The following is a 19,086-nucleotide window of genomic DNA, read 5'->3' as shown; positions in this document are numbered from 1 at the left end:
GTTGCGCCCGGCGTACGGCGCTCAAGTTAGATGGGGGACTTTGCGCAGGTTCTCAGAACCCATGCCCGATTTCCCGCCAAGGCTGGGTCGGCAGGCCGGCTACGCCGACGCGCATCGCGAACACGCAGCCTGACAGCGGCAGCTGGGCCAGCTCGTCGCGGCTGCGGCCGTGGCGGGCGGAGGTGACGTACAGGGTGCGGCCATCGCTGCCGCCAAAGCAGGGCATCGTGGGGCACAGCGCCGGGGTGTAGTGGTTGGCGAGGATGCGGCCCTGCGGGGATATCTGCAGCACGCGTCCGCCCTCATACATCGCGCACCAGTAGTTGCCTTCGACGTCGACAGCGGCGCCATCGGGCCGGCCGCCGTAGCCGGGCTCGCCCGGTGTCCAGCCCTCGGGCTTGCTGTCAAAACGGATGAAGACCTCGCCCTCGCCTTGCGGATAGCCGCTCACGTCGCAGGCAAATTTCTTGATCGTGTGGCTGGGGGTATCGGCCCAGTACATCGTGCGGCGGTCGGGCGACCAGGCCAGGCCATTGGCGTTGGAGACGCCATCGAGCACCTTGCGCACCGTCGTGGTGCCTGTCAGGCCATCGATGCAGTAGAGCGCTGCTACCGGCTCGCGCGGGCCGCTGGCCGGCTCGTGGATGGTGCCCACCCAGAAGCGGCCCTGGGCATCACAGCGGCCATCGTTGCCGCGCTCGGTGGCGGGGTCGATCGGCAGGCGCGCGATGTCGTGCAAGGTACCGCCCCAGTGGGTGGCGCGGCAGATGCGGTCGCGCAGCACGACGATCCAGCCGTCCAGCGCGCCGCCGCTGCGGGCCGGTGCCATGCAGCCGGGCTCGGCAGGCATGTCCCAGCGGTCCATATAGCCCGATCCGGGCATCGTGCGCCACAGCTGCTTGCCAGCCACATCAACGCCATAGAGAACACCACCGCTGGCTTGCCAGAAAGGAGACTCCCCCAACGCAAAGGGCTGGCTGACCACGGTATGCCAGATCATGGCGTTCCTTTGATAAAAAATTGCATGGAAAACCCTAAGCATTATCTGTGCCACCGGCTTGCCGCAAGACGGGCTATGGAATATAGGACAGCGGCAACGCGGTGGTGAACTTCAGCTCCTCCATCGCAAAGCTGGACGACACATCCAGCAACTGGGTATCGGCAATCAGGCGCTTGTAGACCTTGTCGTAGGCGGCGATATCGGGCACCACCACGCGCAGCAGGTAGTCCACCTCACCGCTCATGCGGTAGAACTCCACCACCTCGGCAATAGCGGCCACCGCAGCGCGAAAGCGCTCAAACCATTCCTGGCTGTGCGTGCTGGTGCGCACCGCGACAAACACAGTCACGCCCACATTGACCTTGTCGCGGTCCACCAGTGCCACCTGGCGCTTGATGACCCCGGCCTCCTTGAGCCGCTGGATACGGCGCCAGCAGGGCGTGGCCGACAGCCCGACCTGGGCCGCCAGTTCGGCGACCTGGGTCTCCGCATCGGCCTGCAGCAACTCCAGCAGTTTGCGGTCAATGGAATCCAGTTTCATTTTTTAAGAGGTTTTTAGAATAAGAATCTAATATTGTCCAATACCTGGCGAATTTTGCGGCTGTATTCCCTGGCCCGGCCTCGACAATGTGGGCATGGAAATCTACCTCGACGCCAACGCCACCACCCCTGTCCTTCCCCAGGCCCGCGCCGCCGCCCTGGCGGTCATGGCCAATGCCTATGGCAACCCCAGCAGCATCCATGGCAGCGGCCTCAAGGCCCGTGCGGTGCTCGACGAGGCGCGCGCTGCCGCACGCCAGGTGCTGGAGGTGCCCAGCGGCCAGCTGCTGTTCACCAGCGGCGCGACCGAGGGCATCCAGACGGCCGTGCTGTCCGCGCTGAGCGCGCTGCGCCAGCGCCGTGAGGCAGGCGACAGCAGCCCCATGCAGCTGCTCTACGGCGCGACCGAACACAAGGCCGTGCCCGAGGCCCTCAAGCACTGGAATGCCGTGCTCGGCCTGCACCTGCCTGTCACCGCCATCCCCGTGGGCATCGATGGCCGCCATGACCTGGCCTGGCTGCGCACGCAGGCCCCCTCGGCCGGCTTGGTGTGCACGATGGCCGCGAACAACGAAACCGGCGTGGTCAGCGACCTCGATGGCATTGCCGATGCGCTGCGCGGCAGCCCGGCGCTGTGGCTGGTCGATGGCGTGCAGGCGCTGGGCAAGCTGGCGCTCCAACCGGTGGAGCGCGGCATCGACTACGCACCGTTTTCCGGCCACAAGCTCTATGCGCCCAAGGGCGTAGGCATGCTCTATGTGCGCGAGGGCGCGCCCTTTACCCCGCTGCTGGCCGGCGGTGGCCAGGAAGGCGCGCTGCGCGCCGGTACCGAAAACATGGCTGGCATTGCCGCGCTCGGCGCGGTGCTGCGCGCGCTGCAGGACGGCAGCAGCTTTGCCAACGCCGCCACGATGGCCGCCCACCGCAGCCAGCTGGAAGCGGCGCTGCGCGATGCCTTTGCCGGTCTGGTGTTCAACGCCCCGCCCGCGCTGTGCCTGCCCACCACGTTGAACTTCTCCGTGCCGGGCCTCAGCGCCAAGCTGCTGCTCGATCTGTTTGATGCCGCCGGCCTGCGGGTCAGCGGCGGCTCCGCCTGCAGCGCCAGCAAGGCTCAGCCCAGCTATGTGCTCGAAGCCATGGGCCTGCCCGCCTGGCAGACGGCCGCTGCGGTGCGCATGTCCTTTGGCGCTGCCGATTCGGCCGTGATGATCGCCGAGGCCTGCCAGCGCATCCGCGCCTGCGGCGCCGCACTGCGCGCCAACTGCCTGGTGGAAGCGCCTGAAGACACCGCCCACGGTGCTGCCCCGCTGCTGACGCGCTTTGTCGTCGATGGCGCCTGCTGCTACCTGCTGGCCGATGCCGCCAGCCAGCGCTGCGTGGTGGTCGATCCGCTGCCCGAGCTGGTTGGGCGCCTGGCGCAATGGCTGCGCTGCCGGGGCTTCACCCTGGCCGCCGTGCTGGACACCCACAGCCATGGCGACCATGCCTCATCGGCGGCCGAGCTGCGCGCGGCCGTGCCCGCTGCGCTGCAGGCCGCTGGCGCGGTGGCTGCGCTGGGCTGGCCCCAAGGCGCCACGCAGATCGACCTGGGCGCCTACCGCCTGAGCCGGCTGGCGCTGCCCGGCCACACGGCCGACTCCACCGCCTATCTGCTGCATGAAGGCGCGCAGCTGCAGTTGGCGCTGGTCGGCGATACCGTGCTGCCTGGCGCGCTGGGCCGCAGCGATTTTGCGCAGAGCGCGCCGCTCGCCTATGCGGACAGCCTGCGCCTGCTGGCGGAGACCGTGGGCCCGCAGACCCTGCTGCTGCCCGGCCATGACTACGACCACCGCTTTGCCTGCACCCTGGCCGTCGAGGCTGCTGCCCAGCCGCTGCTGGCTGGCGTGCTGCAGGGCCAGCTGGATGCCGCCGCCTTTGCCGCTGCCAAGGCTGCACTGGAGCAGGACCTGGCCCCCACCGCCTACCAAACGATGGCCTGCGGCGCCCGCGTGGAGGCGGCCACGCCCGCCGCATGTGTGGAACTGCCCGCGGCCCGTGCGCAGGCACTGCAGCAGGCCGGCAGCGCCGCGCTGCTGGTGGATGTGCGCGAGCCCTATGAGCAGCAACTGGGCCAGGCGCCGGGCATGGACGAGGGCGCCAGCAGCCAGGCTGTGCCGCTGTCAGGCCTGCTCAATGCACTGCCGCAGTGGCTGGCCTTGCCGGCCGATACCCCCGTGGTGTTTTACTGCCGCAGCGGCAACCGAAGTGCCCAGGCGGCCCATGCATTGCGCCGGCTGGGCCACCACCAGGCCTTCAGCGTGGCCGGTGGCCTGGCGCTGTGGCCAGAGCGTGCCCCGGCATCGGTCTAAGCCGTGTTTCAGGAGCAAATCGTAGACAGGTTCTGAGCGCCAGCGCGGCGCACAAAAAAAGGCCGGCCGGGTTGTACACCCGTCCGGCCTCCCAAGGAGTATCCGCAAGAATCAACGTCCGTAGGCCGCTTCGCCGTGGGAGGTGATGTCCAGGCCTTCACGTTCGGCCTCTTCCGTCACCCGCAGGCCACCGGTCAGCAGACCTGCCACCTTGTACGAGATCCACGCGGCCACCGCAGACCACACGATGGTGATCAGCACGCCCTTGGTCTGCACCCAGATCTGGTGGGCCATGTTGTAGCCTTCCGGCTCGACACCACCCAGGCTGGAGGCGCAGAACACACCGGTCAGGATGGCACCCAGGATACCGCCCACGCCGTGCACACCGAAGACGTCGCAGGTGTCATCGACCTTGAGCAGGCGCTTGAGACCGGACACACCCCACAGGCACAGAGCGCCAGCGAGCAGACCCATCACGATGGCACCCATGGGGCCGACAAAACCGGCTGCCGGGGTGATGACCACCAGGCCACCGACGGCACCCGAAGCGGCACCCAGCATCGAAGGCTTGCCCTTGTGCAGGGTTTCGCAGACCAACCAGCTCACGCAAGCTGCGCCGGTGGCCACGATGGTATTGATGAAGGCCAGACCGGCAATACCGTTGGCAGCACCTGCCGAGCCGGCGTTGAAGCCGAACCAGCCCACCCACAGCAGCGATGCGCCCACCATGGTCAGAGTCAGGTTGTGGGGCGCCAGCGCTTCGCGGCCAAAGCCCAGGCGCTTGCCCAGCACATAGGAGCCCACCAGACCGGCCACACCGGCGTTGATGTGCACGACGGTGCCGCCGGCAAAGTCCAGCGCGCCATCCTTGCCCAGCAGACCACCGCCCCAGACCATGTGGGCAATCGGCAGGTAGCTCAACGTGAACCACAGCACCGCAAAGATCATCACGGCAGCAAACTTGATGCGCTCGGCAAAGGCACCAACGATCAGCGCCACGGTGATGGCGGCGAACGTGGCCTGGAACGAGACGAACACATACTCAGGCACAGTGGCCATCGCACCCGAGAGCGTATCCGGGGTGATGCCCATCAGGAACACCTTGCCGAAGTCGCCAAAGAAGTTGCCTTCGCCGGAGAAGGTCAGCGAGTAGCCGTAGATGGTCCACAGCACGGTGATCAGCGAAAAGATCGTGAACACCTGGGCCAGCACCGACAGCATGTTCTTGCTGCGCACCAGACCGCCGTAGAACAGCGCCAGACCCGGGATGACCATCAGGATCACCAGCATGGTCGAGGTCATGATCCAGGCGGTATCGCCCGCGCTCAGAACGGGAGCTGCCGCATCAGCCGCAGCCGCGTTGCCCGCAGTGGCCAGTGCCACCGCCGCCAGCCCTGCCAAGGAAAGTAGTCGTCTCATGTTGTTCACACCTTCAAGATAAATTGGCTTGTAGCGCGCGCCTTGCCAGCGCGGAGCGCTGCTTTTTTAGATTGCGTTCGGGCCGGTTTCGCCGGTACGGATACGCACCACCTGCTCCAGCGGGGAGACAAAGATCTTGCCGTCGCCGATCTTGCCGGTGCGCGCGGCGTTCTCGATGGCCTCGATCACCCGGTCCACCAGGTCCTCGGCCACCGCGATCTCCAGCTTCACCTTGGGCAGGAAATCCACCACGTACTCGGCGCCTCGGTACAGCTCGGTATGGCCCTTCTGACGCCCAAAGCCCTTGACCTCGCTCACCGTGATGCCTTGCACCCCAATATCGGACAGCGCCTCACGCACTTCATCGAGCTTGAAGGGCTTGATCACCGCCACTACCAGTTTCATGTTCATAGGTTCTCCTGTCGTCACTTATTGCAGCGGCGCTGCATCAAAAAGCCTTGGTCAGCGACACGATCGCACGACCCTTGTTCACAAAGCCGAAGGCGCCTGTCTTGTTGGCACCCACCCAGGCGGCACTCAGCGAGAAACCGTCACCCAGGTCATAGGCACCGCCCACGCTGTAGTCCAGGTAGTTGGGCACGCCCAGGTCCTTGATGTCGCTGGAAAAGCGGGTGTAGCCCACGGCCAGCTTCAACGTGGTTTTGGGCGCCACTTCCTGCGCAAACGCCACATTCAGGTAGCCGGTGTTGCGGCCCTTGTACGTACTGTCGTACTTGGTGCCGGCCCAGCCAAAGTAATCCTTCGATACGGTGTGCGAGTACTTCACGGTCACCGGGCCGTAGGTGCCCGAGCCGTACAGTTCGGTGGTGTTGCCCAGCGTGTTGCCGGGATAGACATAGGTCAGCAGACCCAGGTCCCAATCCACATCGGCGGCCTTGAACTTGTAGCCACCGTAGAAATCCATCTCCACCTTGTTGTTGTCGAGCCAGTCGACGGTGGAGTTCCAGTTACCCACATAAAAGCCGCTGTCGCCAAAGGCGTAGTCGACCCCTCCCTGGAGTGCAGGCTTGACCCACTTGGCACTAGAGGACTTCTGGTCCTGACCGCGGAACTTGTAGTTCGTGGTCACGCTCACGTTGGCGGTCAGCTGCGCGCTCGCCACCACCGGCAGCGCCAGGAACGCTGCACCCGCCACCACCATCCAGCCTCTGTTGCTCATCGCCATTGCCACACTCCTTGTTGATGAATTCGACCCATCCGTTGGTGGCAAGCACAATGCACAGAGCGTGCCAAACCTGGCACCACCCCGCGCGTTGTGCGCACCAGACAAGCGCCGCCCGCTATGTTTTTTTGCAAATGCTTACGTTCTCAGCCGCCACCGGGCTGTGCGGGGCAAACGGCGCAGGCTGGGTGCCAGCGGCGCTGCCGCTGCGGGCTGGCGCCCCTTGTCCCGAAAACCGACTTTTGCGATGCTGGCTGCAGCCGTGCCTCCAAGAGGTGCTTCACAATGCACCAAAACGGTGCACAACCACAAGGAAGCCAGCCCATGAGTCTCGCCGTGGTGCACAGCCGGGCCCTAGTCGGGCTTACCGGCCACTCCGTCAGCGTCGAAGTCCATCTGGCCAATGGCCTGCCCAGCTTCACCTTGGTCGGCCTGGCCGATCTGGAAGTGAAAGAGGCCCGCGAGCGCGTGCGCTCGGCGCTGCAGAACAGCGGACTGGAGTTCCCGCACAACAAGCGCATCACCGTCAACCTGGCCCCGGCCGACCTGCCCAAGGAATCGGGCCGCTATGACCTGGCCATCGCGGTCGGCATTCTGGCGGCCAGCGGCGCCATCGATGCAGACCGGCTCCAGCACTACGAGTTTGCCGGCGAGCTGTCGCTGTCCGGCGCACTGCGGCCCGTGCGCGGGGCGCTGGCCGCGAGCATGGATCTGCACCAGCGCGGCCAGCATGTGCGCCAGGTGCTGCCCCCGGGCAGTGCAGAAGATGCGGCGCTGGTGCCCGATGCCGAGGTCTACCGCGCCAGCCACCTGATGGACGTGGTGCAGCACTTTGCGCCGCAGGCCGCCAGCGCCGAGCCCGATGCAGCCCCCAGCCAGTGGCAGCGCATGCCCGCCCAGAACCGGCCGCCCGAGGCGCCCGGCGCCGACATGGCCGACGTCAAAGGCCAGACCGCCAGCAAGCGGGTGCTGGAGATCGCCGCCTGCGGCGGCCACAACCTGCTGATGCTGGGCGCACCGGGCGCTGGCAAATCGATGCTGGCCCAGCGCTTTGCCGGCCTGCTGCCTGCGCTGAGCGTGGCCGAGGCCCTGGAGAACGCCGCCGTGCACAGCCTGGTCGGCGCCTTTGATGCCCGCAGCTGGGGCCAGCGCACCACGATGGCGCCCCACCACACCGCCAGCGCCGTGGCCCTGGTGGGCGGCGGCAGCCCGCCCCGGCCCGGTGCGATATCGCTGGCCCATTGCGGCGTGCTGTTCCTCGATGAGCTACCGGAGTTCCCCCGCAGCGCGCTCGAAGCACTGCGCGAGCCGCTGGAGACCGGCCAGATCAGCATTGCCCGCGCCGCGCAGCAGGCCACCTTTCCCGCCCGATTTCAGCTGATCGCCGCGATGAACCCCTGCCCCTGCGGCTTTCGGGGCTCGCGCCAGCGCGCCTGCCGCTGCTCACCCGACCAGGTCAGCCGCTACCAGGCCCGCATCAGCGGCCCCTTGCTCGACCGCATCGACCTGCACCTGGAAGTCAGCCCCCTGCCCGCCGACGAACTGCTGACCGCCCCGGCCGGCGAATCGACCGCCGCCATCCGCGAGCGGGTGACTGCGGCCCGCGCCCGCTCACTGCGGCGCCAGGGCATGCTCAACCAGCAGCTGCAAGGCCAGGCGCTCGATGCCCACTGCCAGGCCGAGCCCGCCGCCCTGCAGCTGCTGCAAACCGCCGCAGCCCAGCTGGCCTGGTCCGCTCGCGGCATCCACCGCAGCCTGCGCGTGGCCCGCTCGATCGCCGACCTGGCGCAGTCGGAGACCATCAGCCCGGCCCATGTGGCCGAAGCGGTGCAGTACCGGCGGGCGCTGCTGGGCACCAACGGCATGTAGCCAGCGCTGCTGCGTGCCGGGCCTTATGCAGAAAACGCGTTTGCTAAGTCAGAAAAATTAGTTCCTCCCGCAACGCTGCCTTCGCACAATCCCCCCTTTTGCGCCGCGCAGCCCTGCTGCGGCCGGCGGGTTTTTGAAAGCGGATATGGGTGTGAGCAAATTGGGCCAGTGGCGAGTCTTGGGCGTGGCGGTGGCCTCGCTGTGTGTGGTGGCCGGTGCCAGTGCTGCAGGTGCAGCCAGCGCCCCCAGTGGCGCTCCCATCCGTATCGGCTTGCTGGCGCCGCTGACCGGATCGGGCGGTGCCTATGGCAAGGAAGAGGAAACGGCGGCCAAGGCCGCCGCTGCCCATATCAATGCCCATGGCGGTGTGCTGGGCCGGCCGTTGGAGATCGTCGTCGCCGATGACGAGACCACGCCGACGGCCGGTGTCTCGGCCGCGCGCAAGCTGATCGATGTGGACGGCGTGGTGGCCATCACCGGCGTGTGGAGCAGCGCCGTGGCGCTGGCCGTGCGCCCGGTCGCGCTGGAGAAGAGCGTGGCCTTGCTGCCGGTGGGTTCGGCCGATGAGCTGACCGAAGGTGACAACAAGGGCCTGGTCTGGCGCTTCCAGACCAATGGCAAGAACTGGGGCCAGGCCTTTGCCAATGTGGCCTACAAGGATGGCGCCAGGACGGCCTCCATCCTGGTGCTGCAGACGCCCTTCACGCTCAGCACCGTCAAGCCCTTTGCCGACCGCTTTACGCAGCAGGGCGGCAAGGTGCTCGACACCCTCTACTTCAACCCCAACCAGCCCTCGTACCGGGCCGAGGTGGAGAAGATCTTCAGCAAGAAGCCCGATGCGGTCTTCCTGCCCAGCTATATCCCCGAGTTCAGCGCCATCGTGCGCGAGATTTACCGCAGCGGCTACGAAAGCAAGCTCTACACCTTCAGCCATGCGGCCGACAGCGGCGGCAAGTTTGTGCAGAACGTGGGCAAGGCCGCCGCAGAGGGCGTGAACCACGTGCAGGCCACGCCGGTGGGCAACAACGCCAGCTACCAGCTCTACCTGAAGCAGACCCAGCAGCCCGAAGGCACCATCGTCGCGTTTGGCGCCAATGTGTTCGACGAGATCAATGTGCTGGCGCTGGCGATCGAAAAGGCCAAGAGTGCCAAGGCAGCCGACTTCAGCAAGGAAATCGCCAACGTGGTCAACACCAAGGGCCCCGATGTGCACGACCCCGTGCAGGGCCTGCAACTGATCCGCGCAGGCAAGCCTTTCCGCTACTCCGGCGCGACGGCGGACTTCCGCTTTGCGCCCAATGGCGACCAGGTGGACCTGGACTATGGCCACTACCGCGTGCTCAATGGCGTGAGCAAGCTGGTGGGCACCACCAAATGAGCCTGCAGACAGACGATCTGCTCACGGTTCAGGATGTTCATGTAGGTTTTGGCGAATTCACCGCCCTCGACGGTGCCCACCTGCGCATTGCGCGCGGGGGCATCACCGGCATGGTGGGGCCCAATGGCGCGGGCAAGTCCACGTTGTTCAATGTGCTGGGCGGCCAGCAGGCGCACCAGGGCGGCCGGGTGCTGTTCGACGGGCAGGACATCACGCACTGGTCCGTGCACCGCCGCGCCCAGGCCGGGCTTACCCGTACCTTTCAGATCTCGCGCGAGATGGGCGCGCTCACCGTGCTGGAGAACCTGCTGCTCGCCGCCCCCCGGCAGCCCGGAGAAAAGCTCTGGCATGCGCTGCTGAACACCGCTGCTGCGCGCCAGCATGAAGCCCAGGCGATGGCGCAGGCCCAGGCCTTGCTGGAGCGCGTGGGCCTGTGGCGCCTGGCGCATGAGCGGGCCGACAGCCTCTCGGGCGGCCAGAAGAAACTGCTGGAGCTCTGCCGCGCGCTGATGCTCAAGCCCCGGCTGGTGCTGCTCGATGAGCCGGCAGCCGGTGTCAACCCGGTGCTGGTCGGCGAGATTGCGGACTTTATCCGCAGCCTGCAGGCCGAGGGCATGAGCTTTGCCATCGTGGAACACAACATGGACATGATTGCCGCCCTCTGCGACCCGGTGTATGTGCTGGCGCAGGGCAAGGTGCTGACCCAGGGCAGCTTTGCGCAGGTCTCTGCCGATGCGCAGGTGGTCGAAGCCTACCTCGGAGGTGTGGCATGAGCGCCGAGCTCCGTCTGGACAACATCGTGGCCGGCTACGGCGCGCGCGCCGTGCTGCATGGCGTGAGCCTGGATGTCGCACCCGGCTCCAGCCTGGTGGTCGTTGGCCCCAACGGCTCGGGCAAATCCACCTTGATGCGCGTGGTCACCGGGCTGATCCGCCCGCAATCGGGCCGCGTGCTCTGGGATGGCCGCGACATCACCGCCATTGATGCACCAGGCCGTGCGCGCCTGGGGCTGGGCTATGTGCCGCAGGAGGCCAATGTGTTCCGCAACCTCTCGGTGCTGGACAACCTCAAGCTCGGCCATGAGTTCATCGCCAGCGGTGGCGCCAAGGCCTTGCGCCAGCGGCTCGATGCGGTGCTGGCGCTGTTTCCCGAGATCGTTCCCAAGCTGAACGTGGCGGCCGGCTTGCTCAGCGGCGGCCAGCGGCAGATGGTGGCCATGGGCGCGGCGCTGATGCCATCGCCCCGGCTGCTGGCGCTCGACGAGCCCTCGGCAGGTCTGTCGCCGTTGAATGCATCGCGCCTGTTTGAGGTGGTGCAGCGCGTGGCGCAAACCGGCGTCACCCTGTTCATGATCGAGCAGAACACCCGCCTGGGTCTGGCCGCTGCGGACCAGGGCCTGGTGCTGGTCGCTGGCCAGGTACGGGCGCGCGCGCCCAGCCAGGAGCTGCTGGCCAACGGCCAACTTCAAAGTCTTTATCTGGGGGCGCACTGATGCTGGCGCAGCTCATCTTCAACGGCCTGGTCTCGGGCCTGCTCATTGCGTTGCCGGCGCTGTCGCTGGCCTTGATTTTCAGCGTGCTGCGCTTTGCCAACTACGCCATTGGTGCGATGGTGACCACCGGCGCCTACCTGGTCTATGCCTTCAACGGCCCGCTGAACTGGCCCTTGCCGCTGGCAGTGGCTGCCGGCATGGCCCTCAGCATTGCGCTGGCGCTGCTGCTCGACAGGCTGGTGTTTGCGCCGCTGCGTGGGCGCTCGGGCGTCACCTTGCTGGTGGCCTCGATCGGCCTGGGCCTGGTGCTGGAGAACCTGGTGCGCCTGGTCGCCGGCAATGCGCCGCGCGGCTTTGGTGTCGAGATCGCCCGGCCCGCGCGTCTGCTCGGTCTGCGCGTCAACCAAGAGCAGCTCATCACCCTGGCCTGCGTGCTGGCAGCGCTGGCGCTGGTGTGTCTGGTGTTCCGCTTCACGCGCCTGGGCCGGGCAATGCAGGCGGTGGCCGACAACCCCGATCTGGCGGATGTGCGCGGGATCTCGCGCAAAAAGGTGACGGCCGCCGTCTGGGCGCTGGCCGCCGCGATGGCGACCTTGTCGGGCGTGCTGATCGGCCTGGATTCGAATGTGGACCCGCAGATGGGTTGGAACTACCTGCTGCCGGTCTTCACCGCCGCCATCCTGGGCGGCATCGGCAGCCCGATGGCGGCAGTAGCCGGCGCGCTGCTGCTGGGGGTGACCGAAGAGCTGGCCACCCTGTTCCTGGCGCCCCACTACCGCACGGTGGTGGCCTTTGTGGTCATGGCCTTGTTGCTGCTGCTGCGGCCGCACGGCCTGTTTGGCGCCAAGTGGGTGCGCAAATGACAAGCTATCTGATTGCAACCCTGGTGCTGGTGGTCATTGCCACCTTGTCGGGCCTGGCGCTGAACCTGCAATGGGGCCTGGGCGGCCTGGTCAATTTTGGCCTGTTCGGCTTTTACATGCTGGGCGCCTATGCCTGCAGCCTGCTGGAGATGCAGGGTGTGCCGCCTCTCACCGCCATGCTGCTGGCGCTGCTGCTGACGGCAGCGGCCAGTGCGCTGGTCAGCCTGATCTCGGTGCGGCTGAGCGAGGACTACCTGGCCATCGTCACGCTGGGCTTTGCCGAATCGCTGCGGCTCTTCATCAGCTACGAGGAGTGGCTGACCCGGGGCACCCTGGGCATCCCCAACATCGTGCGGCCGTTTGCCGACCTGGTGCCCACAGCCTGGCGGGACCTGTTCTTTCTGGGCTTCTGCCTGGTCTGGCTGGCGCTGGTGTTTGTGGTGCTGCAGCGCCTGGCGCGCTCGCCCTTCGGCCGCCTGCTGCGTGCCACGCGCGAGGACGCGGGCGTGGCCGAGGCACTGGGCAAGAACGTGCTCTGGGTGCGGGCGCGCAGCTTTGCGCTGGGCGGCGCCATCCTGGGCATTGCCGGCAGCCTGCACGCGTTCTACTACACCTATATCGACCCGACCCAGTTCACCACCATCCTGACCGCCTATGCCTTCATGGCGGTGATCCTGGGCGGGCGCGGCAGCCATGCCGGCGTGCTGGTTGCCGGCTTCACGGTGATCCTGCTGCTCGAGGGCAGCCGCATGCTGGCCGGCGTCATCCCCTGGCTCGATGGCGCGCAGCTGGCCGCTATCCGCCTGTCGCTGGTCGGCGTGCTGCTGCTGGCGATGCTGATCTTCAAACCCAATGGCTTGCTGCCGGAATACCGGCTGGGCCCCCGCTCTCAAGGAACCTCACCATGACCCGAATCACCCGCAAATCCCGCGACGACCTGCCCGCTGCAGAGCAACCGCTGTGGGACCGCATGCTGGCCGCTGGCGATTTTGCCGACCAGGCCGGCGTCATGGCGCAGCGCCTGCCGATCTTCTCGCAGACCTGGGCGCTGTTGCTGCAGCTGGGCCAGGAGGCGGTGCTGCCCAAGCGCTACACCGAGCTGGCCATCGTCACCGTCTCGCTGCTCAACGAATGCGAGTACTGCATCGACCACCACGGCCCCAAGCTGCAGGTCGAAGGCCTGTCGGCGGACGGCGTGCGAACGCTGCTGGACTACGCCAACCACCCCGAGCTGAACGAGGTGGACCGCCTGGTGGTGGAGTACGCGATCGCGGTGACCCGGAACTGGAGCCAGACGCGCGACGAGATCTTTGTGCGCCTGCACCAGCACTTCAGCGAAGCGCAGATTGTCGAGCTGACCTGGCGCACCGCGCTGTGCGGCGCCTTCAACCGCTTCAACGACATCCTGCAAGTGCAGACCGCGCCCCTGGCCAGCCCGGCAGCCAGCGAAACCGCCGCACAGGCCTGAGCACCGGAAGCACCGTGACGGATCCCATCGCATGAGCAGACAGCCCCGGCGTGAACTGCGCCTCAACACCTTCCAGATGGCTGCGCCCTCCCACAACTGGGCGGGCCTGTGGAAGCACCCGCGCGACAACCAGGCGCAATACCACCAGTTGCGCTACTGGGCGGACATGGCCCGCACCGCAGAGCGGGGCCTGCTCGACGGCATCTTCATTGCCGATGTGTTCGGCATCTACGACGTCTACGCAGGCAGCGCCGATGCGGCCCTGGCGGCCGGTGCCCAGTCCCCGCAGCTGGACCCGACGATGCTCATCTCGGCGATGGCGCTGGTGACCGAGCACATCGGCTTTGGCGTGACATCGAGCCTGAGCAACGACCACCCCTTCTCCTTTGCGCGGCGCTTCAGCACCCTGGACCACCTGACCCATGGCCGCCTGGGCTGGAACATCGTCACCGGCTACCTGGAGAGCGGCGCACGCGGCCTGGGGCGCGACAGCCTGCGCGACCATGACGAGCGCTACGAGGTGGCCGAAGACTTCATGGCCGCGATCTACCAGCTCTGGGAAGGCAGCTGGGAGGCCGGCGCTGCCGTGCGCGACAAGATCAGCGGCGTGTTCAGCCACCCCGAGCGCGTGCATGCGGTAGCGCACGACGGCCCCTACTACCGCGTGCATGGCCGGGCGCTGGCCGAGCCCTCGCCCCAGCGCACACCGTTGCTGTACCAGGCCGGCAGCTCCGCGCGCGGCCAGCAGTTTGCCGGCCGCCATGCCGAGGCCTGCTTTATCAATGGCCCCACACCTGCGGCGGCCGCCAAGTCGGTTAAGGCGCTGCGCGATTCGGCCCGCGACGCCGGCCGCGATCCCTACGATCTGCTCACCCTGCTGGGCGCCACCGTGATTGTTGCGCCCACCAACGCCGAAGCCCAGGACCTGCGCGACGAGTACCGCCGCTACCTGGACAGCGCCGGCCAGCTGGCGCTGGTCTCGGGCTGGACCGGCATGGACCTGTCCCGGCTCGGCCTGGACGATGTGCTGCCCTTCGCGAAAACCAATGCCATCCAGTCCACCGTGGAGCACCTGACCCGCAACACGCCACAGCCGCCCAAGGTGCGCGATCTGCTCGATTTCAGCCCGGTCGGTGCGCGGGCGCCGGTCTTCATCGGCTCGCCGGCCGATGTCGCCGACCAGATGGCCCACTGGGTCGCCGAGAGCGATGTCGATGGCTTCAACCTCGTGCGCACCGTCATGCCCGAGAGCCTGGACGCCATCGTCGACCTGCTGATCCCCGAGCTGCAAAACCGGGGCATGTTCAAGACGCGCTATGCGGAAGGGTCCTTGCGCGAAAAGCTTTTTCCGGCAGGGGGCCAGCTGCTGCCGGCCAGCCACCCGGGGGCTGCTTACCGGCGCTGATGTTCCAGCGGGCGCTTACCTCAACTATCCCAAAAAACAACCCCCATCGCCCGGCAAAGAGCGATGGGGGATGGCATATCAGCGCACTAAGCCGCTTCAGGCTTCCGGCATCAGCGGCTCGCCCAGGTTCAGCATCAGGCGGTTGGCCCAGGCAAAGATGGCGTCCGAATGCAGCAGGTCCAGCACCTCGCCGTCGTTCAGGCCCTCGGCCTTGAGCGCGTCGATGTCGGCGGCATTGATGGCGGCGGGCTGCTCGGTGATCTTGATCGAGAACTGCACGATGGCCTTTTCACGCGCGGTGGTGCCGGCGGTGGCAGGCTGCTCGAACACCTGGGCAATGGTGTCGCTGCGCTTGGCCAGCTGCTCGAAGCGCTGCGCATGCACCGAGGCGCAGTAGACGCAGCCGTTGATGCGCGATACCACCGTGGAGCCCAGCTCGCGCTCGGCACGCGAGAGGCCGCCGGGCGCATACATGATGGCGTTGAAGGCCGTGGAGCGCTCGCGCAGGATCTGCGGCTGGTGCACCAGGAACAGGTAGTAGTCCGAGGTCTTGGCCTTGGGGTGGCTCTCCTCCAGCACGGCCATCTGGTCGGGCGTGGCCTGGTCGAGCTGGACCACATCGAGCCAGGCCTTCCACTCCAGCGATTCGTTGGTGAAGCCGTGGGCGCGGATGACCTGGGCGGGTTGGAATGCGGCGGGCGTGCTCATGCGGTGGCCTCCTCGGATGCTTTCATGGCTTGCAGGCCGGCCACAAGGCGGACCTGGTACGAAAGAAACGCGATCAGCTGCGACAGCGCCACGACGGCTGGCGTGCTGATGCCTGCGGCTGGCAGGGTTTCCAGCGCGGCCTTGTCGCCGTCGATCGGGTTCTCGATCAGGGTGCGGGTAAAGGCCAGCATGGCCGCCAGGCGCGGGTCTTGCGCATCCTGGGGTTGGCCGGTCTCGGCCACGGCGATCAGTGCGGCATCCACCGGCAGCTGCTGCAAGCGTTCGCGGTAGTGGGCAACCAGCTCGGGGGCGGGGGTCAGGCGGCAGGCATAGAGCGCGACCAGCAGGCGCTCGGCCAGGTTGATGCCCGGCAGCGCCGGGTCAAACATGGCCTGGTAGCTGCCCTGGGTGGCAGCCACCACCTTTTCACGCTGGTGGCGGGCCGCGTAGGTGCGGCTGCCCGGTGCCAGACCGACCAGCCGGTCGATCAGGTCATCGCTGGGGGATGTGGACATGCAAGACTCCTTGGTTATGTTTTTGCAGCGCCGGCATGGGCCGCCACCGCACGTGCTAGAAACTGCAGCACGCCCTGCCAGGACGCGGCATCGGCATGGGCGTTGTCGGCCGGGTTGCCGCCGCCGGTGCTGACCTTGCCCGAGACAGGGTGCGCATAGACCAGCTGCGTGGTCGGCACATAGGGGAACAGGATGGCGTGGCCGGCGCGCTCGAAGTCCAGCCACTGCACATCGTGCGGGTGCTGCACCTCGGCCAGCTTGTCGCGCACCATCTGCGAATACACGCTTGACGGCCAGGAGCCATCGTCGGTGGCCGACAGCAGCATCACCGGGCCCTGGATGCGCTCCACCGGGATGCGCGCACGCGCGACGGCCTCGGCATCGAGCAAGGCTGTGCGCATCGCGCGCTCATGGCGGTGGGGCGATGGGCCTTCGTCAAACGGGGCCCAGCTGGCGGTGCGGTTGTTTTCCCAGATGTGGGTCAGCGGCTGGCCGTCCAGCAGCCAGGTCGGGCCTTCGCGGCCCACCTGCGGGTCGCAGGCGTTCTGGCCGCTGTGCACAAACGCGCTGGGCACATAGCCCACCACGGCCGATACCTGCTGCGCAAAGGTCGCCCCGAGCAGCAGCACCAGCTCACCGCCGCGCGACTGGCCGCTGAGCGCGACAAAGTCATGCGCCGGTTGCACCGTGCGGCGCAGCCATTGCAGGCCTTTTTCAAAATACTCCAACGGGGTGTTGGAGATGTAGGGCGACAGCCCCGGCGCCTTGAAATACGCCAGTGCAAAGGCCGCATAGCCGTGCGATGCATAGAGCGCGGCGCGCGGCTCGTTGATGCCGCCGCCCGAGCCATTGACGATCATCACCGCCGGGTGCGGACCGGGGCCGGCGGGCAGGTACAGGGTGCCGACCAGGCCGTCCTCGCGCACCTCGCGGCGGGTCACGCCGGGCGCAGCGAGCTGCTGGCTGAAGCGGGCCTGCGCCTGCGCAGTGCCAGAACTGGCCTGCAAGGTCGTTACCAGCGCATCGGTCACCGGCTGGTTGAACAGCTCGCGGCTGGAGGATTGCACCGGGCTTTGCGACCAGACCAGGCCCATGCCATCGACCCCGGCATAGCTGCCGGAGACGGGGGCATCGCGGTTCAGATCCACGGTCCCCTGCGCATCGGCGATGAAGCGCGCCTGCGCGCGCCACAGCACACCACTGCGCGGGGTCTCGGCACGGATCTCTACCGCCTCACCGGGCTGGGCGCCTTCGATACGGATGTGGCGTGCCACATCGATCAGCGCGTCCGCCTGGTCAACCGTGATGGACAGCTGGGCCATCAGGGTGCCACCTTGGTCACCATCGATGCGGTGGTGCGGTCGCTGCTGAACGGGGTGACCTTCAGGCCCTTCTTCGCGGCCCAGATATTGCGGTAGTGGAACAGCGGGATGATGCCCACATCATCGGACACCACCTTGGCCGACTGGCGCAGAATGCTCTCGCGCTTGGCCATGTCGAACTCTTCGGTGGATTCGGTCAGCGCCTTGTCCACCGCCGGGTTGCTGTAGTGGCCCCAGTTGGAAGCGCCCAGGCCCTTCTTGGCATCGACCGTGGCCAGCACGTTCACCAGCGCATAGCTGGCCTCGCCGGTGCCATTGCCCCAGGCGAGCATGCTCATCGCATATTCGTTCTTGTTGGCGCGGCCCGAGTACACGGCCCATGGCACCACCTCCACCTGGGTCTTCACGCCAATGCGGGTCCAGAACTGGGCCACCACCTGGGCCGTTTCCGGGCCTTGCGGGTAGCGGTCGTTGGGCACATGCATGGTCAGCTTGAAGCCTTCGGGGAAACCGGCATCGGCCAGCAGCTTCTTGGCCTTGGCGGCATCAAAAGGAATGTTCTTGATGTCGGGGTTGTAGCCATAGGTGTTCTTGGGCATCCACTGGTTGGCCTCGGTGGCCGCGTCCTGCAGGATGCGGTCCACGATGGCGCCCCGGTTGATCGCCAGGTTCAGCGCCTCACGCACGCGCTGGTCCAGCAGCGGGTTCTTGGGCAAAGGCTTGCCGGCGTTGTCGGTGATGAAGGCATTGGGCGCCGGGTTGAAGCTCGGTTGCAGCAGCATCACGCGCAGGCCGTCGTAGGGGTAGACGGTGACGTTGGGCGCGTTCTTCAGCCGCGCCAGGTCGGAGACCGAGACCTTGTCGATCACGTCCACATCGCCTGCCAGCAGCGCGGCGGTGCGCGATGCGGCATTGTTGATGTAGCGGTAGTTGACCTTCTCCCAGATCGGCTTGTCACCCCAGTAGCCATCGTTGCGCTGCATCACCACGCGGTCGCCCGGCGTGTAGGACACCCATTTGTAGGGGCCCGAGCCGACCATGGCCTTGCCCGCGTTGTAGTCTTCGGTGGCCGATTTCTCGCCCACATGCTTGCTGACGATGTGCACCGAAGCCAGGTTCAGCGGCAGATCGGGGTTGGGGATATTGGTCTTGATGATCAGCGTGTGCGGGTCCTTGGCGGTCACCGATTCGACGGTACGCAGGTAGCCGGCAAAGGTGGCCACGCTGCCGGGCACGGCGCGCGCGCGCTGGTAGGAGTAGATGACGTCTTCGGCGCTGAAGGCCTTGCCGTCCTGCCATTTCACATCGGTGCGCAGCTTGAACTCCCAGGTCTTGGCGTCCAGGTTCTTCCAGCTGGCGGCCAGGCCAGGCTGCAGCTTGTTGTAGTTGTTCTGGACCAGCAGGTCCCAGAAGTGCAGGTCCACCGAGCGGTCGCCGGCGTGGTTGTTGAGCTGGGGGTCCATCGACGAGACCGGGTCGGCAAAGCCGATGTTCAAGGTCTGCGCATGGGCAGCCAGGCCAGCGCCCATCAGGGCAGCGGTGAGGGAAGAGACGATGATGCGTTTCATGGCGAACT

Annotated in this window: 18 protein-coding genes; 9 read left to right on the top strand and 9 right to left on the bottom strand. The window is 66.8% G+C overall.

The annotated features are described in order from the left end of the window. Positions 1-52 precede the first annotated feature (52 nt). Together MJ205_RS20875 and MJ205_RS20870 are read right to left on the bottom strand one after the other, a co-directional pair. The gene (locus MJ205_RS20875; protein ID WP_239810201.1) at positions 53-1,000 is read right to left on the bottom strand and encodes an SMP-30/gluconolactonase/LRE family protein; all 948 of its coding nucleotides are present in this window, start codon (positions 998-1,000) and stop codon (positions 53-55) included. Positions 1,001-1,073: 73 nt separating this feature from the next. Continuing rightward, complete coding sequence (locus MJ205_RS20870; protein WP_166656524.1) at positions 1,074-1,535, bottom strand: Lrp/AsnC family transcriptional regulator; 462 nt, start codon at positions 1,533-1,535, stop codon at positions 1,074-1,076. Between the two features lie 100 nt (positions 1,536-1,635). Between MJ205_RS20870 and MJ205_RS20865 the strand changes: the two genes are divergently transcribed. Further along, positions 1,636-3,888 carry an aminotransferase class V-fold PLP-dependent enzyme gene (locus tag MJ205_RS20865; RefSeq protein WP_239810200.1) on the top strand — a complete coding sequence of 751 codons (2,253 nt, stop codon included), beginning with the start codon at positions 1,636-1,638 and terminating at the stop codon, positions 3,886-3,888. Positions 3,889-3,999: 111 nt separating this feature from the next. Here the strand turns inward: MJ205_RS20865 and MJ205_RS20860 are convergent, their stop codons facing one another. The 3 genes from MJ205_RS20860 to MJ205_RS20850 all read right to left on the bottom strand — a co-directional run bounded on the left by MJ205_RS20860 (position 4,000) and on the right by MJ205_RS20850 (position 6,487). Continuing rightward, positions 4,000-5,307, bottom strand: coding sequence for an ammonium transporter (locus MJ205_RS20860; protein WP_239810199.1), 1,308 nt, complete (start codon positions 5,305-5,307; stop codon positions 4,000-4,002). Positions 5,308-5,373: 66 nt separating this feature from the next. After that, positions 5,374-5,712, bottom strand: coding sequence for a P-II family nitrogen regulator (gene glnK / locus MJ205_RS20855; protein WP_027010591.1), 339 nt, complete (start codon positions 5,710-5,712; stop codon positions 5,374-5,376). Between the two features lie 43 nt (positions 5,713-5,755). Then, positions 5,756-6,487, bottom strand: coding sequence for a TorF family putative porin (locus MJ205_RS20850; protein ID WP_239812814.1), 732 nt, complete (start codon positions 6,485-6,487; stop codon positions 5,756-5,758). A gap of 327 nt (positions 6,488-6,814) precedes the next feature. Here MJ205_RS20850 and MJ205_RS20845 point away from each other — a divergent pair, with 327 nt between their 5' ends. The 8 genes from MJ205_RS20845 (at position 6,815) to MJ205_RS20810 (ending at position 14,965) form a co-directional block, all read left to right on the top strand. Further along, positions 6,815-8,359 carry a YifB family Mg chelatase-like AAA ATPase gene (locus MJ205_RS20845; RefSeq protein WP_239810198.1) on the top strand — a complete coding sequence of 515 codons (1,545 nt, stop codon included), beginning with the start codon at positions 6,815-6,817 and terminating at the stop codon, positions 8,357-8,359. A 151-nt stretch (positions 8,360-8,510) separates the two neighbouring features. After that, the gene (locus MJ205_RS20840) at positions 8,511-9,737 is read left to right on the top strand and encodes an ABC transporter substrate-binding protein (protein ID WP_239810197.1); all 1,227 of its coding nucleotides are present in this window, start codon (positions 8,511-8,513) and stop codon (positions 9,735-9,737) included. Beyond that, positions 9,734-10,510: an ABC transporter ATP-binding protein gene (locus MJ205_RS20835; RefSeq protein WP_239810196.1), complete on the top strand. Its 777-nt coding sequence runs from the start codon at positions 9,734-9,736 to the stop codon at positions 10,508-10,510. Before MJ205_RS20840 ends, MJ205_RS20835 begins: the two co-directional genes overlap by 4 nt. After that, positions 10,507-11,229 (top strand): ABC transporter ATP-binding protein, encoded by a 723-nt coding sequence (locus MJ205_RS20830; protein WP_239810195.1) that lies wholly within the window; start codon positions 10,507-10,509, stop codon positions 11,227-11,229. Before MJ205_RS20835 ends, MJ205_RS20830 begins: the two co-directional genes overlap by 4 nt. Then, positions 11,229-12,092 carry a branched-chain amino acid ABC transporter permease gene (locus MJ205_RS20825; RefSeq protein ID WP_239810194.1) on the top strand — a complete coding sequence of 288 codons (864 nt, stop codon included), beginning with the start codon at positions 11,229-11,231 and terminating at the stop codon, positions 12,090-12,092. The genes MJ205_RS20830 and MJ205_RS20825 overlap by 1 nt, the downstream gene beginning before the upstream one ends. Beyond that, the gene (locus tag MJ205_RS20820) at positions 12,089-13,000 is read left to right on the top strand and encodes a branched-chain amino acid ABC transporter permease (RefSeq protein ID WP_239810193.1); all 912 of its coding nucleotides are present in this window, start codon (positions 12,089-12,091) and stop codon (positions 12,998-13,000) included. Before MJ205_RS20825 ends, MJ205_RS20820 begins: the two co-directional genes overlap by 4 nt. Next, the gene (locus MJ205_RS20815; RefSeq protein ID WP_239810192.1) at positions 12,997-13,560 is read left to right on the top strand and encodes a carboxymuconolactone decarboxylase family protein; all 564 of its coding nucleotides are present in this window, start codon (positions 12,997-12,999) and stop codon (positions 13,558-13,560) included. Before MJ205_RS20820 ends, MJ205_RS20815 begins: the two co-directional genes overlap by 4 nt. A 31-nt stretch (positions 13,561-13,591) precedes the next feature. Then, entirely contained in the window at positions 13,592-14,965 is a 1,374-nt protein-coding gene (locus MJ205_RS20810) for an LLM class flavin-dependent oxidoreductase (RefSeq protein WP_256460946.1), read from the top strand. A 96-nt stretch (positions 14,966-15,061) separates the two neighbouring features. On the opposite strand, the gene MJ205_RS20805 is transcribed toward MJ205_RS20810, so the two are convergent. From MJ205_RS20805 to MJ205_RS20790, 4 genes are read right to left on the bottom strand one after another with little or no spacing between them, the layout of a single operon-like run. Continuing rightward, the gene (locus MJ205_RS20805) at positions 15,062-15,673 is read right to left on the bottom strand and encodes a peroxidase-related enzyme (protein WP_239810191.1); all 612 of its coding nucleotides are present in this window, start codon (positions 15,671-15,673) and stop codon (positions 15,062-15,064) included. Further along, a complete protein-coding gene (locus MJ205_RS20800; RefSeq protein WP_239810190.1) occupies positions 15,670-16,188 on the bottom strand; it encodes a CMD domain protein in 519 nt (172 codons plus the stop codon). The genes MJ205_RS20805 and MJ205_RS20800 overlap by 4 nt, the downstream gene beginning before the upstream one ends. A gap of 14 nt (positions 16,189-16,202) precedes the next feature. After that, positions 16,203-17,510: an acyl-CoA thioesterase/bile acid-CoA:amino acid N-acyltransferase family protein gene (locus tag MJ205_RS20795; RefSeq protein WP_239810189.1), complete on the bottom strand. Its 1,308-nt coding sequence runs from the start codon at positions 17,508-17,510 to the stop codon at positions 16,203-16,205. After that, positions 17,510-19,078 (bottom strand): ABC transporter substrate-binding protein, encoded by a 1,569-nt coding sequence (locus MJ205_RS20790; protein ID WP_239810188.1) that lies wholly within the window; start codon positions 19,076-19,078, stop codon positions 17,510-17,512. The genes MJ205_RS20795 and MJ205_RS20790 overlap by 1 nt, the downstream gene beginning before the upstream one ends. Positions 19,079-19,086: the final 8 nt, after the last annotated feature.

It is taken from the genome of Comamonas sp. B21-038 (assembly GCF_022387135.1).
In the GTDB taxonomy this organism is placed as follows: domain Bacteria; phylum Pseudomonadota; class Gammaproteobacteria; order Burkholderiales; family Burkholderiaceae_C; genus Comamonas; species Comamonas sediminis.
The sequence above is the reverse complement of the archived record's forward strand: the minus strand, read 5'-3'. Positions and strand labels throughout refer to the sequence as shown.

Excerpts from the sequence above, each read along its gene's own strand:
- MJ205_RS20790 (WP_239810188.1), bottom strand. The coding sequence starts at position 19,078 with ATGAAACGCATCATCGTCTCTTCCCTCACCGCTGCCCTGATGGGCGCT.
- MJ205_RS20815 (WP_239810192.1), top strand. The coding sequence starts at position 12,997 with ATGACCCGAATCACCCGCAAATCCCGCGACGACCTGCCCGCTGCAGAG.
- MJ205_RS20825 (WP_239810194.1), top strand. The coding sequence starts at position 11,229 with ATGCTGGCGCAGCTCATCTTCAACGGCCTGGTCTCGGGCCTGCTCATT.
- MJ205_RS20850 (WP_239812814.1), bottom strand. The coding sequence starts at position 6,487 with ATGAGCAACAGAGGCTGGATGGTGGTGGCGGGTGCAGCGTTCCTGGCG.
- MJ205_RS20835 (WP_239810196.1), top strand. The coding sequence starts at position 9,734 with ATGAGCCTGCAGACAGACGATCTGCTCACGGTTCAGGATGTTCATGTA.
- glnK (WP_027010591.1), bottom strand. The coding sequence starts at position 5,712 with ATGAAACTGGTAGTGGCGGTGATCAAGCCCTTCAAGCTCGATGAAGTG.
- MJ205_RS20805 (WP_239810191.1), bottom strand. The coding sequence starts at position 15,673 with ATGAGCACGCCCGCCGCATTCCAACCCGCCCAGGTCATCCGCGCCCAC.
- MJ205_RS20795 (WP_239810189.1), bottom strand. The coding sequence starts at position 17,510 with ATGGCCCAGCTGTCCATCACGGTTGACCAGGCGGACGCGCTGATCGAT.
- MJ205_RS20800 (WP_239810190.1), bottom strand. The coding sequence starts at position 16,188 with ATGTCCACATCCCCCAGCGATGACCTGATCGACCGGCTGGTCGGTCTG.
- MJ205_RS20830 (WP_239810195.1), top strand. The coding sequence starts at position 10,507 with ATGAGCGCCGAGCTCCGTCTGGACAACATCGTGGCCGGCTACGGCGCG.
- MJ205_RS20820 (WP_239810193.1), top strand. The coding sequence starts at position 12,089 with ATGACAAGCTATCTGATTGCAACCCTGGTGCTGGTGGTCATTGCCACC.
- MJ205_RS20845 (WP_239810198.1), top strand. The coding sequence starts at position 6,815 with ATGAGTCTCGCCGTGGTGCACAGCCGGGCCCTAGTCGGGCTTACCGGC.
- MJ205_RS20875 (WP_239810201.1), bottom strand. The coding sequence starts at position 1,000 with ATGATCTGGCATACCGTGGTCAGCCAGCCCTTTGCGTTGGGGGAGTCT.
- MJ205_RS20865 (WP_239810200.1), top strand. The coding sequence starts at position 1,636 with ATGGAAATCTACCTCGACGCCAACGCCACCACCCCTGTCCTTCCCCAG.
- MJ205_RS20860 (WP_239810199.1), bottom strand. The coding sequence starts at position 5,307 with ATGAGACGACTACTTTCCTTGGCAGGGCTGGCGGCGGTGGCACTGGCC.
- MJ205_RS20810 (WP_256460946.1), top strand. The coding sequence starts at position 13,592 with ATGAGCAGACAGCCCCGGCGTGAACTGCGCCTCAACACCTTCCAGATG.